Below are 14945 nucleotides of genomic sequence, written 5' to 3' on the forward strand. Positions count from 1 at the left end.
TTGCCGCATCTTGATCGATGATTTGAAGTTCTCTTCCCGTCCATCCGGTTACGTTTGGCGTTTTACGATCTATGCTATAATGAGAATAAGGGTATTATCCGAATGGGGGAAAGACGATGAGCATGCCACTGGAACAGCCCAAGCTGACTTATCGGCAATATTTGCGGTGGCCGGAAGGCGCGCGGATTGAGCTGATCGATGGTGACGTCTACAATATGACTCCTGCTCCTTCGCGAATGCATCAAAAAATACTCATGGCTTTAGGGACTAAATTTGCAACCTATCTTCGCGGAAAAACCTGCGAGGTCTACCCCGCTCCCTTCGACGTCCGCCTGCCGAAGCCCGGTGTAGCGGATGAAGATACCGATACGGTCGTGCAGCCGGATATTACGGTGGTGTGCGACGTGTCCAAGCTGGACGATCGGGGCTGCAAGGGACCGCCTGATCTTGTGGTCGAAATTATTTCGCCGGGCAGTCTCAAACTGGACATCTCGACGAAGAAGTCGCTTTATGAAGCATCGGGCGTAAAAGAATACTGGATTGTGTACCCGTCGGAAAAGATCGTTACGATATACACGCTGTCAGCGAACGGCAAGTATGAGACGCTCGAATCTTATAGCATGGATGACGCGATCCCGGTCTCGATTTTTCCGGACTTCGTCATTCATGCGAACGAAATATGGGCTTAGCGAAGCCGCCCGGCTCTCGAACCTCATACAGGTCCTCCGCTCCACTCGAACGGGACGATCGGTGAACAAGCTCAATCCCAAGGACAGCGAGTACGTCCGCCAAGCCAACAAGCCTAAGCCCAACCTTGAACGGTTGGGCTTAGGCTTGTTGGAAGCGGATCTGTAGAGGAGGCCGGGCCTCTTACATCGTCGAATCGCCTTTTGATTCGCGGTATACGGAGAGCAGCTTTTCCGCCGGAATCGGTTTGGAGAAGTAGTAGCCCTGTGCCGTATCGCATCCCCAGAGGCGCAGCATCTCCACCTGTTCGACGGCCTCCATCCCTTCCGCAACCACCTCGATTTGCAGATTGTGCGCCATCGTAATCATTGCTTTGACGAGATTTTCGCTTTTCTTGTGCTCCATCATCTGCAGGATGAACGAACGGTCGATTTTCAGCTTGTCGATGCTGACTTGGCTCAGTTGGCTGAGCGAGCTGTATCCCGTGCCGAAATCGTCGATGCTGACCTGCACGCCAAGCGGCTTCAGCTTCTGCAGGACCTGCTCCAGGCGGGCCGAGTCCGCTGCGCAGCTTTCGGTGATTTCCAACTCCAGCAATTCGGCCGGCATTCCGGAGCGCTCCAGGGCGCGAATCACTTTGTCGGCGAACGCTTCCTCCTGGAACTGGCAGATGGCGACGTTGACCGATACGGTCATCGGCCGGAGTCCCTGGCTCTGCCAGGCCATGTTTTGGCGGCAGGCCTCCTGCAGAATCCATTCTCCGATCGGAATCATCAGGCTGCTGGTTTCCGCGGTAGGAATAAAATAAGCCGGCGGCAGCATTCCCTTGCGCGGATGGTTCATGCGGATAAGCGCCTCCGTGCCGCGAATGCCACCGGAGCGAAGATCGATCTGCGGCTGATAATGGAGCTCGAACCAGCCGTGCTCCAGCGCTTTGTGCAGCTCATCGATTATCGTGAGACGATTGACCGACACCTGCTCCATCTGCGGATCGAACATGACGGCGCAATTGCGCTGAAGCTTCGCGCGGTGCAGCGCAATATCGGCCGACTTCAGCAGCTGCTGGGAGGTTGTCCCGTGCTCCGGGGAGTAGGCGATCCCGATGCTGCACGTCGAATGGATCGGCGTATCCAGCAGCAGGAACGGAACCCGGAACCGCGCCAATATGCGCTCGCTCCAATCCAGCAATTGGTCCGGGCTGTCCATGTCGAGCAGAACGAACATAAACTCGTCGCCGCCCGCGCGAACGACGATTCGGCGATCGCTCTCGTCCTCGCGAAGCCGGTTGGCGATCTCCTGCAGCAGCAGGTCTCCGAAATGGTGCCCCAACGAATCGTTGACATGCTTGAAATCGTCGAAATCGATAAACATCAGGCCGACGGAAGGCCCGTCCGCTTCGTGCTGCCGCGTCGGCCCGAGCACGTGATGATCGAACCAACGGCGATTCGGCAGCCCGGTCAGCTCGTCGTGATAAGCCCAATACTCGATGTCCCGCTCGTATTTCTTGCGCTCGGTAATGTCGCGAATAATCGCCAGGATGGCCTGCTGCCCTTCGTACGGAATGGCGATGCCGGTCACTTCCACGTCAAGCAGCTCGTCCAATGAATTGCGAATCCGGATCTCCGCCGGCGGGGATTGGTTTCCTTCCTGGAGCATTTGCGCGATGCGCTGCTTCAAAACCTCCCAATATTCCGGCAGCACAAAGCCGAAGATCGACTGTCCAAGCGCCTGGTCCCGCGTTCCCTTCAGCATAATAAGCCCCTTATCGTTCACGAAACGAATTCGGGCATCCTGCGTGTAGATAATTACGGGATCGAACGAAAGATCCGTCAGCCGAGAATAGCGGGAAGCCAACTCCTGAAGCCGCTGCAATTCTTCCATCCTACACCTCCGCGGTCCGCCGATTTTGTTAGCCAATAAACAGATTGCCGCTTTGAGGCTTTGTCCACGATACAGAATTTATAAGTTTCACCCTTATCCTTGTCTGTATCGTCTCCGACAAAAACGCGCTCGCCGTCCTAAGGACGCCGCAGGCGTTTTTGCTTGGAAATCCGGACAAGCTTTCGATATGATCTCCTTCGACATGGAGTCGACAAATTCCTTTACGTCTCGACAATCAACGGCTTACTTGCGCGCCGAGATCATAAATCTTTTGGCATTCGTGCGAATTCCCCGATCCGTTCGGTATTCGGCGATAAAACGATGCAATCGGGTAAAATCCCCCTCGATCTTGCCGAAGTCGGGGACGATAGGCGTGTGCATCAGCAAAAATACGAGGTTTTCGACCGTTTCGTAATATTCCGCGGCATCGTATTCCATCGTGCGAATCTCGCGAAATCCGGCCTCGGTCAATTCGCCAACGTATTTGTCCCGCAAGGCGCCGTCTTCGGCTGTCGTCTGGCTTCTCCCGAAAGCCTCCGCCAGATTGTGTTTATCCCCTTCGCTCACCTGCTGAGTCAGAAAAACGCCGCCGGACTTCAGCACTCTGGCCGCTTCCGCCGCGAAGAAGGGCGCCTGTCGGCAAGACGCCACGTCGAAAAAACCGTCCGGGAACTCGATCCGCTTCGCATCCATCGGCAGAATCCGCACATTGTCCCTGCCCGAAGCCGCCGCATTCGCCTGCGCCGTCTCGACCATGCCCGCCGCGTTGTCGATCCCCACCAGCAGCAGAGCCGCATCGGCCAGAGAGAGCAGCCGCTCCCCGCCGCCCGTCCCTATGTCCAGCAGAAAATCCGACTTGCGGCACCTTTTAGCCACCTCGTCGTAGAAGTCCCATTTTACCCCTTCCGAAATGCATTTTACCCGACTGAAATCCCAGCCGTTCTCCGCGCCGATACGATCGTAGAAATCCCGCAACTCCTCCATATGCGCCCCTTCCCTTTCCCGTGGAAAATAAAGAGCCAAAGAAGCTAAAGCTGCCGACATAGAGAACAAGGGGACAGCCCCTCCCATTCGTACAGCTTTTCGTCCTTTGGCTTTCTGCCGCAATCGATGACAGGCCGACATCTTTCGAAGCTTCATGGGTTGCTTCGAAAGATTCGGTTGAATATTCGCTTCACCTCGCCGGAAGGTACTCGAAGTCGATCTCGTCGTATTCGTCCGCGGCGTCGCGAAACGTCCCTACGATCGCGGAATAGCGCGCCTCGCCATCGGAGTCCGCAATCCACCTGATTCTCAGCGGCTTCGGCAAATATCCGGTCAGGCAGTCCCATAACGCGTCCAGGTTGCGGCCGTATCCTTCGGGCAAGCCAAGCTCCGCCGCCAGCCATTCGTGAACGTCCTCGCGGCGATCCGCCTCCGACTGTCTAAGCTCCACAATCGCGCTCATTCCGGGATGCTGCCCTTCTCCGTAATATCCGTAAACGATTGATAATGATCGACGGTCATATAGATCAAGCCGTCATTCGAATAGAGAATGCGGTCCGCGCCGCGCGTTCCTTGCTCGTAATGGATGTCCGCTTCGTACCAGATCCGGTTTTTGGCTTTGGGCAGCAGCCCTTCCCGATTGCCGAAGCGGTCTCCGCCGATGCTCTTTCCCGGGGCGACCTTGTGCAGATTGCCTTGGGCGGGAACCCAGCCGAGCGCCTCCGCTTCCTTCTTCGTAATGAAGTTATCCGGCAGCTCATGATGCCGTCGGATATAGTCCGCCACCTCCCGGAAGCCGGTCGGCGGAGACGAATTCTCCTGCCCGAGCTCCGCTTCGACCGCAGGCGAAGCGCGCTCCGTCCCAGCCGAGGACCACGAGGGCGCCGTCGTCGAAGAGGGATTCTCGAGCACGCCGCCGCAGCCCGTCAGCACGATCGCCAGAATGACCAGCAGCGAGGCCAGTCCCGGGCGCATCCGCGCGCCGATTAGTCGTCTGAATATCCGAATCATGGTCTATCTCCATTTCCGTAGGCAAAATACCGAACCGGCGCTCTGGAAGCCGGCCGTTCGATTTTCTTAATCAGTGTAACAGATTTATCGGGCGGCGGGGAACGGGTCTCTTCCCCGAAGCATAGAACAAGGCCCCAAAGTGCGGGGCCCTGTTCTGCGCGCTACTTGCGCTTCAAAACGAATTTGCCAAGCTCGTCCTGCAGCTGCTGAGCGCTTGAGCTGAGCATCTCCGAAGAGGATTGGACCTCTTCCATCGAAGACAGCTGCTCCTCGGTCGCGGCGGCCACCTCCCTCATCTCGTCCGCCGTATGCTTCGCGATGCCCGCCGTCTCGCCGATCGCGGCCGTCACCTGCTCCGTGCCGGCCGATACCTGCTCTGCGGCGGCGGAAACCTCTTGAACGTATGCCACGACTTGGCCGATCGAGCTTAAGATCGTACCGATCGCCTCGATCGCATCTTTGTTCGCCGCCATGCCGCGCTCCGTTACGGCCGTCGATTCCTCCATCGACGAAGTCACCCGGGCCAGCAGCTCGCGAACGTTCCCGACAAGCGAGGCGATCGACCGGGCGGATAGCGCCGCCTGCTCCGCGAGCTTCTTGACCTCGTTGGCCACCACCCTGAAGCCTTGACCGTGTTCCCCGGCCCGCGCCGCCTCGATATTGGCGTTAAGCGCCAGCAGATGGGTCTGGGCGGAAATGTCCATAATCGCGGCGACAATCGCGGCAATCTCGTCGGAATGCTCGTTGAGCCGGATCGCCAGGCTGTTGGAATGAAGCACCGACTCCCGAATGCCCGTCATCTGCTCGTAGGTCTCGCGCAGTCTGGCCTCGCCGGAGGCGGCACCCTTCGTAATCTGCGCCGTCGACTCCGCCACGTCGGAGGCGGTCTCCGCAATCCGCGTAATCGCGGCGGCCACCTCGCCCATTGCCTGGGCATTTTCCTCCGCGACCTTCTGCTGTCCGTCGGCGCCTTCGGATATCGAACCGACGGATTCCGCGATCCGCTGCGTCACCGTCGTCGATTCCACGGCCAGCGCGGACAGCTGCTGAGAGGCGGCCGCGACCTGCTCCGATATTTCCTGATTGCGCAGCAGCAGCGCGTTCAGCTCGTCCGCCATATCGTTAAACGACTCGCCGACATAACGCAGCTCGTCCCGCGTACGCAGCTCGAAGCGCTCGGACAAGTCTCCTTTGGCCATTTTTTGGGCGCCGGCCTGCAGCGCGCGAATCGTCTGCCGCACGTTCCCGTAGAACCCGAGATAGAACAGCGCCACCAGCAGCAGCGCGGCTCCGACCACGATCAGCGTAAGCGTTCGGCTGGCGCTCAGCTCGTCGTACCGCTCGTCCAGCAGGCGGTTCATCTCGCGGGTCATCACCTGGAAGAACTCCGCGGAACCGTTAATGGCCTGCGTTCCCCCGGCAAAGAAATCGGCCGGTTTCATCGTCATGACGGAGCCGGCCTGCAAAATTCCGTCGTCCAGCATTCCGAAGAACCGTTCTGCCGACTCGACATTTGCGCTGCCGCTCGCCTTGACGTTGGCTTCAGCTTGGGCGTTGATCTCTCCGATTCTTGTCAACGCCTTCTGAATTCCTTCCAGCGCATCCTCGGCCTGGCGTCTCATGATCATCAAGTCGATCCGCTCGTTTTCCGATAGCCGCTTGCTGGCCAGAATTCCGTTGCCCTGTCCCCGTACCTGACCGGACAGCTCCATCAAGAGGGGCAGACGGTTCACGATCACGTCGTAAATAAAGAAAGTATCGACCTCCGGGTCCAGCGTAAGACCCGACTCGTCTCCGACGTGTCCGATCAGGTCGAGCACCTGCCGGATCAGCTCGGAATGGCGCCGGAAGCTCTCTTCTGCCGCAAGCCCCGTTGCCTCCGAGTTCAAGGAGCGCCATTCGTCCACTACCCGGCTCCAGAGCTGCGCCACGTTCATCCGGGCCGCCTGTTCGCCTTCCTCCTGCTGAAGCTCGGCGACAAGCGCGTCAATCTTTTTCTTCGTCTCTTCTATTGCGGGTTTGGAATTCACGTCGCCCTTCAGGTAACCGTTCACCAAACCCCGGTGCTGCTGAATATCGAGAATGATCGGAAACAGCCGCTCGATATAGTTGACGCCCGCTTGTTCTTTTTTATTGAATCGAATATCCTTTTGCATTTCCGACAGCAGCAGAGAGAGCAGCAAAATCAATGGGGCGATTAGAAGCAGGCTAAGCAGAACGAATTTCTGGGCGTATTTCAGTCGGGACATCAGAACAATAAAAGGCTTAAGCAACGAATTCATCTGGACTCCACCTTCAATTATGTATTTTCAGAGGCTGTCGCGGCGGGAATAACCGTCGGGTCTGGAATCATTCTGCAGTAATATTTTGGGAGCGACTATTAAGAACTTCACATTTGGAAAAGCTATCCTTTCCATTCTCTCATTTCCTTGTCGCTGCTTTGCGTATATGATTATCTCAATGAGGGGGTTGTCAGACTCCGGAATCGAATAAAACAAGGGGGATTTGCGGTGTATTTCTACCTGATTATCGCAGCGGCGCTGGTTATCGATATCGCGACCAAGACGGCGATCCGCATGCAGCTGGAGCTTGGGGAAACGACGGAGATACCGGGGATCGGCTTTCGGCTGATTCATCTCGTCAACACGGGCTCTACCGGAAACCTCTTTCACGGGTGGGGGAGGGCTCTCGCCGTGCTCGTCCTCGCGCTTGCGGCCGCCGCGATCTATGCGCGGCGGCGAGGGAAGCTCGGCGGAACGTTCGTGCAGGCGTGCGCAGCCCTGATCATCGGCGGAGCGCTCGGCAATGCCGTCGATCGGCTGATCTACAATCAAGTGACGGACTTTCTCTATTTCTCCGAGATGGCGACGATGAATTTCGCGGACATCTGGGTGTTCGCCGGAGTTTCGCTGCTGATCGTCCAACAGATTGTCCGCACGTTCCGCGGTCAGGGGAGATAAGCCCCTTCCACCGCGACGGAAAGCCCCTGCGGGCCTTCGGAGTATTTGACGTTCACTTCGCAGCCTTCCTGAAACTTGGGGATATGTACCATGTAAATGGCCGTTCTGACGACCGCGCGCTTGATTTCGCCTTCGCTCGTATGCACGTCCAATTCAAGAACGACGACCGGTTCGTTGCCAAGAATGGAGTTGGTCGGCTGAATCGAACGAACGACGGCCCGAGCGGGAATTCCGTCCGCCTGCACCTTCTTCGCCACCGCCCGCTCCTCGCGCCCGCTCTGCTTCATTCCCCTCCTCAGTATCGGAAATGTAAACAAAAAGAAACTCAGAATCGAAAGCGCGACTACTCCGCCAATAATCCATCCCAGAGTCATATAGTCTCCTCCTTTTCCTCTCCTCCAGGTGAAGATAACTCTTTTTCTATTTTATCACAGCCCGACAGGCATCAGAATAGGTGCGGAGACCGGGGCGCGGATACTCATTTCGCAAGCAGCCAACCCTTGTCAGTCTTGACAATTTGCGCTTCCATCATCTATGATTCTCCTGATTAAAGCGGGGGAAATCTAGTCGTTCGGATAGGAGTGATCGGCTGTGGCGAAAATTCAGAAGCAATTGATGCACGAATTGGTATCGCAGGAGATTCAAAAATATATCGAAGAGAAAGAGCTCCAGGAAGGAGACAAGCTGCCCTCCGTCGAGAAAATGACGAAGATGTTCGGCGTCGGCCGATCATCGCTGCGCGAAGCGCTCCGGCATCTGGAGACGATTGAAATCGTTAACGTCGTCAACGGCAAAGGCATTTTCGTTCGCGACGTCGACACCTACCGCTTCGCCGGCAAAGTCAAAGTAGAGAACGAGAAGCGATTCCTGCTGTCGATTCTGGATGTGCGCCGGGCACTCGAGGGCAAAGCGGTCGAGCTGGCGGCCAAGCGGATCAACCCGGCTCAAATCGCCGAGCTGGAGGAAATTTTACGGGAATACGACAGACGGAGAATGGCCGACCTTGACACTTCGAAAATCGACCTGGCGTTTCACCGCAGCGTCATGCGGGCGGCGTCCAATCCGATTCTGTTCAGCGTGCTCGAGTCGATCTCCGGCATGTACGAGAAGTTTTTCAACGAACCGCTCGGCGACAAGCGGCTGTTCGACGAAACCTATCCTTATCACCGATTGATGTTCAACGGCATCGCCGCGCACGAGCCCGAACGCGCGCTGGCGGAATTCAACAGAATGATGAACCGGATCGAAGAAATTATCAGAACGTATTAACGTATCCGCTTGCAGGCCGCTGCCGTTTGCCCAATTCCAGAGATTAAGATTTTTTTATTGACAGAGTAAAGCGCTTTCTTTTACACTTATACCTATCAGACAGGATGACTGTCCGATTGCTATGGATTGAGGTCGATATGCAAAAGAGGAGGCCAAAAGAGATGGCGGTAAAGAGAAAAACTGCAGTGTTGTCCGGTACGGTTGCGGGGGTCATGCTTTTAAGCGTCTTAGCCGGCTGCGGCGGCGATAAAGCCAATACTGCCGGAAACGGCGGAGCAAGCGGCGAAGGCGGCAAGGAAAAACAAGTCAAGCTGCGGATGATCGAAAGTCTGACCAGTCCGGATCGCACGGCTTACTTGAAGGAAATGCTCTCCAGATTCCAATCTGAAAACCCGAACATCACGGTCGAACTGGTCTCGCCCCCGTTCGATCAGGCCGATAACAAGATCAAGACGATGCTGGCGGCCAAGCAAGACCTCGACGTGCTCGAGGTGCGGGATTTGACGGTATCCGAGTTCTCCAACAACGGCTATTTGGAACCGCTTAACGATTATGTGACGGATTGGAGCGATTACGGCACGATCACCGACGTAGCCAAGTCGGTCGGTTCGCTCGAAGACAAGCTGTATTTTATTCCTAACGGAATGTATCAGCGCCAGCTGTTCTATCGCGCCGACTGGTTCGAGGAAGCCGGACTCGCCGCGCCGACGAATTACGAAGAGCTTGTCGAAAGCGCGATCAAGCTGACCGATCCGAACAAAAACCGCTACGGCTTCTCGTTCCGGGGAGGCTCGGGAGCCAACGGAGTTCCTGACGCCATCGTCCAGAATTACAACTTCGACAATATCGACCATGAGGATTCGCTCTTCCTGAAGGACGGCCATACGATGTTCTCCACGCCGGAAGCCAAGCAAGCGGTGGAGCTGTACATCAAGCTGTTCAAGGAAGGCTCGCCGAAGGATTCGATCAACTGGGGCTTCTCCGAGCAGGTTCAAGCCTTCACCTCCGGCGTAACCGCGATGATTTTGCAGGACCCGGACGTGATTCCGTCGCTGAAGGAGAAAATGGACATCAGCACGGTCGGCACCGCGCCAATGCCGAAGGGGCCGAGCGGCAAATCGTTCGTGTCCGCCGGAGGAGCGGGCTGGGGCGTTACCAGCTACTCCGCGAACAAAGAGGCGGCCTTCAAGCTGATCCAGTTCCTGTCCAGCCCGAAGGAGAATACCGATTTCGCGAAAGCGACCGGACTCGTTCCGATTCACACCAGCGCAAGCGAAGATCCGTTCTTCCAGGATGCGATGTACAAGTCGCTGCTGGAGATGGCGGGCAAGCCGGAGGAATACGTCAACCTGAAAGCCAACACGAAATATCCGGGTACGGGCAAATGGGGACAAGTCGCCATGGAGACCGGCCAGGCGATGCTGCTCGGCAGCGCTTCCGTGGACGACACCTTGAAGAAGTGGGACGAATTCTGGGCCAACGAAAGAACGAACTATAAAGGCAAATAAGCTCTCCTGGACGGGCGGCGGCCGATTTCCGCCGCCTGTTGTTACCTTTTTACGATTTGCGATCAAGGGTGGTGAACATGATGAACGGTCGGCTGTCTTTCCTGTCGAAGCGGCTGTCGGCTTCGCGCAATTCGTCCAGCAAGTTCATCGCGCTTAGCTTGCTGCCGGCTCTCCTGTTGGTGGTAACTTTTACGTATTATCCGTTCGGACGGGGCATCGTGATGGCTTTCCAAAACTATCAGCTGTTCGATCTGACGGATGTTCATTTTATCGGCTTCGACAACTTCAAAGGCATCTTCAGCGATCCCAAGTTCCTCGGAGCGCTCACCAACAGCGCCTACTGGGTATTCGTGTCGCTGATCCTGCAATTCGTGATCGGACTGACGATCGCGCTGATGCTGAACAAAAAGTTTCGCGGACGCGGCTTGTTTCAGGGGTTCGTCTTCTACCCTTGGGCGCTGTCCGGATTTCTGATCGGCCTGATCTGGAAATGGCTGTTCAACTCCCAGATCGGCGTCATTAACGATTTGCTGCTGCGGGTCGGTCTCATCGACGAGCGGATCGGCTTCCTGTCGGATCCGAATTGGGCGATGTTTTCGGTCATTGTAGCCAACGTCTGGTACGGCATCGCCTTCTTCGCCATTATGCTATTGGCCGCGCTTCAATCGGTTCCTTCCGAGCTTTACGAGGCGGGCAGCATGGACGGAGCCGGGGGCGTGCGCAAGCTTTTCAACATTACGCTTCCTTATATTATGCCGACGGTGCTCACGACAACGCTGCTCAGGGCGATCTGGATTTTCAACGACCCGTCCATCATTTACGGCTTGACGAACGGCGGACCGGCCGGCAAGACGCACATTCTGTCCTCGCTCATGCTCGACCGCATCATGTACGGCGGCGATTACGGAGCGGCTTCCGCGATCGGCATTGTCATGATCGGTATACTGCTGCTGTATACGATCTTCTATTTAACGGTGACCAGAGCCGGGAAATTGGGGGATTTCTAGCATGAAACGATACGCGATGAGCGGACTCAAGTCGGTCTCCTTGGGCATTTATTTGATTCTCATGGTATTCCCTCTTCTGTGGGTTGCCATAACGTCTCTGAAGCCGCAAAAGGAAATTTTCACTTACCCGATTCGCTACTGGCCCGACGCCCTGACCTGGCAGAATTATGCCGACATCATTCGAGTTTCCAAATTCCAGATCTATATCGCCAACAGCCTGCTCGTCGCGCTGACGGCGGCTCTGATCGTCTCCGTGATCTCCGTGCTCAGCGCCTATGTCATGGCCAGATTTAATTTCCGGGGACACGGTCAGATCATGCTCGGCTTTTTCCTGACTCAGATGCTGCCCGGCTTTGTCTCGCTGGGGCCTCTGTATATGCTGATGACAAGAATGGACCTGATCAACACGCGTTTTTCGCTTATTCTCATGTACACCGTCGGGTTGATCCCGTTTTCGACCATATTGCTGAAAGGGTTTTTCGAGCGTATTCCGAAAAGCCTGGAGGAAGCGGCCATGATCGACGGCTGCTCGCGGCTGATGGCGCTTGTTCGCGTTATTCTGCCGGTGATGATAAACGGCATTACCGCTACTTTTATTTTCGCCTTCGTTCAAAACTGGAACGAATTGTTCATGGCCGTCATGTTCATCGATAACGAGGCGCTGAAGACGCTGCCCGTGGCGATGAACTCGTTCGTTATGAAATTCGACATCGATTGGGGCGCCATGTCGGCGGGCACGATGATGTCCGTCATCCCTACCGTCGTGCTGTTCGCGATCGCGCAGCGCTTCATCGTAGAAGGGCTGACGCAAGGCGCCGTCAAAGGATAATCACTCGCAGTCGGGCAAGCTCGGAGGCTGACGCCAAGAGCCGATCCGTTTAGAAAGAGGATGCGTACTATGCATAAGATCAACCATCGCGAAAATCTCTATACGTCGGTCGCGCACGATCCGTACGACGGCAGGCATCACGGAGCGATTCATATTCCGATTTACCAGACGAGCCTGTTTTCCTTCGATACCTATGATCGGTTCGCGCAGGCGCATATGGACGAACATCGGCAGCACGTCTACTCCCGGGGAAACAATCCGACCGTTCGGTACCTCGAGGACAAGCTGGCCGAGCTGGAAGGCGCGGAAATGTCCAAGTGCTTCGCATCCGGCATGGCGGCGATCTCGGCCACGATTCTGTCGAACCTGCAAGCGGGCGACCATGTCGTCTGCGTCGACCAGGCTTACGGGCCTACCCGGCACTTCCTGGAACACTACGTGTCCCGCTTCCAGATCGCGACGACATTCGTGGACGGCAGTTCGCTGGAGGCGATCGAAGCCGCGCTACGGCCGAATACGAAGCTGCTGTATCTGGAGAGTCCTTCTACAATGCTGTTCCAGCTGCAGGATTTGGCCGCATGCGCCAAGCTGGCTCGCAGCCGCGGCATCGTCACCGCCATTGACGGCACCTGGGCGACTCCGGTCTTCCAACGGCCGCTGGAGCTGGGAATCGATCTGGTCATTCACTCGATCACGAAATATATTTCCGGGCAGAGCGACAGCTTGGGAGGCGTCGTCAGCGGCTCGAAGGAGTTGGTCGGCCGGATCGCCGCAGGGGAGTATATGCTGCTCGGAGGCGTTATGACCGCGCATACGGCCGCTCAGGTGGAACGCTGCTTGCGTACGCTGCCGCTGCGTCTTGAACGCCACGAACGCAGCGGGCTTAAGGTCGCCGAGCATCTGAGCCGGCAGCCGTACGTGCTGCGCGTCAACCATCCCGGGCTTCCGTCGCATCCGCAGTATGAACTGGCCAAACGGCAGATGGACGGTACGAGCGGGCTATTCTCGTTCGAATCCGCCGAGTCCGCCGAAACGATGCGGGCTTGGGCCGATCGTCTGCGCTACTTCAAAATCGGCGTCAGCTGGGGCGGCTTCGAATCGTTGGTCACCGCCAATCCGGCTCCGGCCGGCTATGGCGCACCCGGCGCGCGTGCCTTGGTGCGGCTGCACGTCGGCTTGGAAAACCCGGACGACTTGATCCGCGATCTGGACGAAGCTTGGGAACACGTGGCGGCCGAAGTCGCGGCGGAACTGTCTGGACAATAACGAAAGGAGCCATCTGTCTCGCAAGTAAAAGCGTACAAGATGATCGAGGAAAAAAAGAAGCATCTATCTCCTGGAGACTGCCTCATACGTTCCTGAAATGACCCTGTGACGGGTTTACAAGATCAAAATTTCAGGATCGTATAGCAGCGGAAGGAGATAGATGCGACTCACAATTCCATCGATCATCTTTCAGTACGCCTTTGTTTAGTTGCCAGACAGTCCCTCCGCTTAATTCGCATAATGGAACAAACGAGCCTTCAACGCTTCGACTTCCTCCGGAGCGCGATGCAGGTGAACGACCTCGTTCACGTCATACTTGTTCCCGTCGAGGTCGTAGAAAACAAAGTTAATCCCGCAGCTCTCCCGGTCCGCAAGATCCTCCACCTTCACGCCGTTCGACTGCAGGCGGTCGTACAAGCGCTCGATTTCCCGCACCTCGAAGGTGAACCTGAACATTTCGTACCCGGCCTTGTTCGGGAACTGGTTATCGATCTCCCCGTCCGTCTCCACCAGGTGCAGCCACTGACCGTCGGTAAGCTTCAGAATCGCTTGCGACTCCGCCGGATTAAACGGCACGGCATACTCCAATCCGAAATTCCGCTGCCACCACGCGGCCGATTTCAACGGCTGTTTTACCGGTACGTACACCGAACAAATTCTCTTCAGATTGTCAGCCGACCATTCGCGCGATCCGTTCGACATCTCCATCATCCCTTCTCGTTTCGATTACCCGCACCACAACAAACGCAGGAAACGAAAAAAACCAAACAGCGATCCGAAAATTATTTTTGAACGATCTGAAACCGGTTGCCGTCCGAATCCTGGAACGTAAAATGCAGCCTCCCGTCGACTTGCCGCAGCCCGGACAACCGAATGCCGTCCCTAGACAAGCCCAAGTAGGCCCTGATCATCCTCCCCGGGTCGCGTTCGCGGAACGCCTCGACCAACGCGTCGAAACGGACGGGCCCGAGAGGAGAACCGGGAACGGGCTTGGCGGGCGCGGAATCGGCAGCCAAACTCCTCAATCTCCGTCGGGCGCGTCCGAGAGCGACCTGCACCGCCCCTTCCCTCATCCCGATGAGAGCTGCCGTTTCCTTCGCCGTAAAATCAAAAATGTCCATGAGCAGCAGAATAACGGCCATTCGGGGAGGCAAGCGCTCGGCCAGCGCCTCCAGCAATTCCCGGGTGGACAGGGAAGGGTCCGAAGAACCCGCGTCGTCTCCCGGCTTCCACGAGACCGCCCTTACCGCCCGCTTTCTTCGACCGTCGATCCAGGCATTTGTGACGATACGGTAAAGAAAAGCCTTGGTGATCGGCCTGTCCGGTTGTCTTCCCAGCGCCGCGCTGAGCTTAAGCCATGCGTCCTGCGCCAAATCCTCGGCATCCTGCGGATTCCCCGCGATGCGGAGGCTGTAACGAGATAGGATAGGTTTCCAGTCCATGCTTCTTCTTTCTGCGAACGGGGCCGATTTTCCTTTTTTTTGATAGGCTTCGCCGACAGAAAATGGCCGGATCACGAACATCCAACCGCGTCAGTTGACAG

The 14945-nt window shown here is 56.6% G+C and carries 15 protein-coding genes; 7 read left to right on the plus strand and 8 right to left on the minus strand.

From position 1 onward, the window contains the following. The first annotated feature begins 116 nt into the window (after positions 1-116). Positions 117-689 carry a Uma2 family endonuclease gene (locus ACFFT4_RS02040; RefSeq protein ID WP_378044652.1) on the plus strand — a complete coding sequence of 191 codons (573 nt, stop codon included), beginning with the start codon at positions 117-119 and terminating at the stop codon, positions 687-689. A 181-nt stretch (positions 690-870) separates the two neighbouring features. Here ACFFT4_RS02040 and ACFFT4_RS02045 read toward each other — a convergent pair whose 3' ends face one another. The 5 genes from ACFFT4_RS02045 to ACFFT4_RS02065 all read right to left on the minus strand — a co-directional run bounded on the left by ACFFT4_RS02045 (position 871) and on the right by ACFFT4_RS02065 (position 6845). Continuing rightward, a complete protein-coding gene (locus ACFFT4_RS02045) occupies positions 871-2568 on the minus strand; it encodes a putative bifunctional diguanylate cyclase/phosphodiesterase (RefSeq protein WP_378044653.1) in 1698 nt (565 codons plus the stop codon). A 243-nt stretch (positions 2569-2811) separates the two neighbouring features. Beyond that, a complete protein-coding gene (locus ACFFT4_RS02050) occupies positions 2812-3552 on the minus strand; it encodes a class I SAM-dependent methyltransferase (RefSeq protein WP_378044655.1) in 741 nt (246 codons plus the stop codon). 190 nt (positions 3553-3742) lie between these two features. Then, positions 3743-4015, minus strand: a complete 273-nt coding sequence (locus ACFFT4_RS02055) for a barstar family protein (protein WP_378044656.1) — start codon at positions 4013-4015, stop codon at positions 3743-3745. Next, entirely contained in the window at positions 4012-4563 is a 552-nt protein-coding gene (locus tag ACFFT4_RS02060; RefSeq protein WP_378044658.1) for a ribonuclease domain-containing protein, read from the minus strand. The genes ACFFT4_RS02055 and ACFFT4_RS02060 overlap by 4 nt, the downstream gene beginning before the upstream one ends. A gap of 161 nt (positions 4564-4724) precedes the next feature. Continuing rightward, the gene (locus ACFFT4_RS02065; protein WP_378044660.1) at positions 4725-6845 is read right to left on the minus strand and encodes a methyl-accepting chemotaxis protein; all 2121 of its coding nucleotides are present in this window, start codon (positions 6843-6845) and stop codon (positions 4725-4727) included. Between the two features lie 228 nt (positions 6846-7073). On the opposite strand from ACFFT4_RS02065, the gene ACFFT4_RS02070 reads away from it, so the two are divergent. After that, the gene (locus tag ACFFT4_RS02070) at positions 7074-7523 is read left to right on the plus strand and encodes a signal peptidase II (protein WP_378044661.1); all 450 of its coding nucleotides are present in this window, start codon (positions 7074-7076) and stop codon (positions 7521-7523) included. Here ACFFT4_RS02070 and ACFFT4_RS02075 read toward each other — a convergent pair. Beyond that, positions 7511-7810, minus strand: a complete 300-nt coding sequence (locus tag ACFFT4_RS02075) for a hypothetical protein (RefSeq protein WP_378044662.1) — start codon at positions 7808-7810, stop codon at positions 7511-7513. The genes ACFFT4_RS02070 and ACFFT4_RS02075 overlap by 13 nt on opposite strands. A gap of 304 nt (positions 7811-8114) precedes the next feature. Between ACFFT4_RS02075 and ACFFT4_RS02080 the strand changes: the two genes are divergently transcribed. The 5 genes from ACFFT4_RS02080 (at position 8115) to ACFFT4_RS02100 (ending at position 13402) form a co-directional block, all read left to right on the plus strand. Beyond that, positions 8115-8792 carry a FadR/GntR family transcriptional regulator gene (locus tag ACFFT4_RS02080; RefSeq protein ID WP_378044663.1) on the plus strand — a complete coding sequence of 226 codons (678 nt, stop codon included), beginning with the start codon at positions 8115-8117 and terminating at the stop codon, positions 8790-8792. 161 nt (positions 8793-8953) lie between these two features. After that, on the plus strand, positions 8954-10300 hold the full coding sequence (locus ACFFT4_RS02085; protein WP_378044665.1) for an ABC transporter substrate-binding protein: 1347 nt from the start codon (positions 8954-8956) through the stop codon (positions 10298-10300). Positions 10301-10380: 80 nt separating this feature from the next. Continuing rightward, positions 10381-11307, plus strand: coding sequence for a carbohydrate ABC transporter permease (locus ACFFT4_RS02090; RefSeq protein WP_378044666.1), 927 nt, complete (start codon positions 10381-10383; stop codon positions 11305-11307). 1 nt (position 11308) lies between these two features. Further along, a complete protein-coding gene (locus tag ACFFT4_RS02095; protein ID WP_378044668.1) occupies positions 11309-12136 on the plus strand; it encodes a carbohydrate ABC transporter permease in 828 nt (275 codons plus the stop codon). Positions 12137-12205: 69 nt separating this feature from the next. Then, positions 12206-13402 (plus strand): trans-sulfuration enzyme family protein, encoded by a 1197-nt coding sequence (locus ACFFT4_RS02100; RefSeq protein ID WP_378044669.1) that lies wholly within the window; start codon positions 12206-12208, stop codon positions 13400-13402. A 228-nt stretch (positions 13403-13630) separates the two neighbouring features. On the opposite strand, the gene ACFFT4_RS02105 is transcribed toward ACFFT4_RS02100, so the two are convergent. Next, the gene (locus ACFFT4_RS02105; protein ID WP_378044670.1) at positions 13631-14104 is read right to left on the minus strand and encodes a VOC family protein; all 474 of its coding nucleotides are present in this window, start codon (positions 14102-14104) and stop codon (positions 13631-13633) included. Between the two features lie 80 nt (positions 14105-14184). Continuing rightward, positions 14185-14844, minus strand: coding sequence for an RNA polymerase sigma factor (locus tag ACFFT4_RS02110; RefSeq protein ID WP_378044671.1), 660 nt, complete (start codon positions 14842-14844; stop codon positions 14185-14187). Positions 14845-14945: the final 101 nt, after the last annotated feature.

Origin of the sequence: Cohnella cellulosilytica, assembly GCF_042431195.1 — a bacterium.
GTDB lineage: Bacteria > Bacillota > Bacilli > Paenibacillales > Paenibacillaceae > Cohnella > Cohnella cellulosilytica.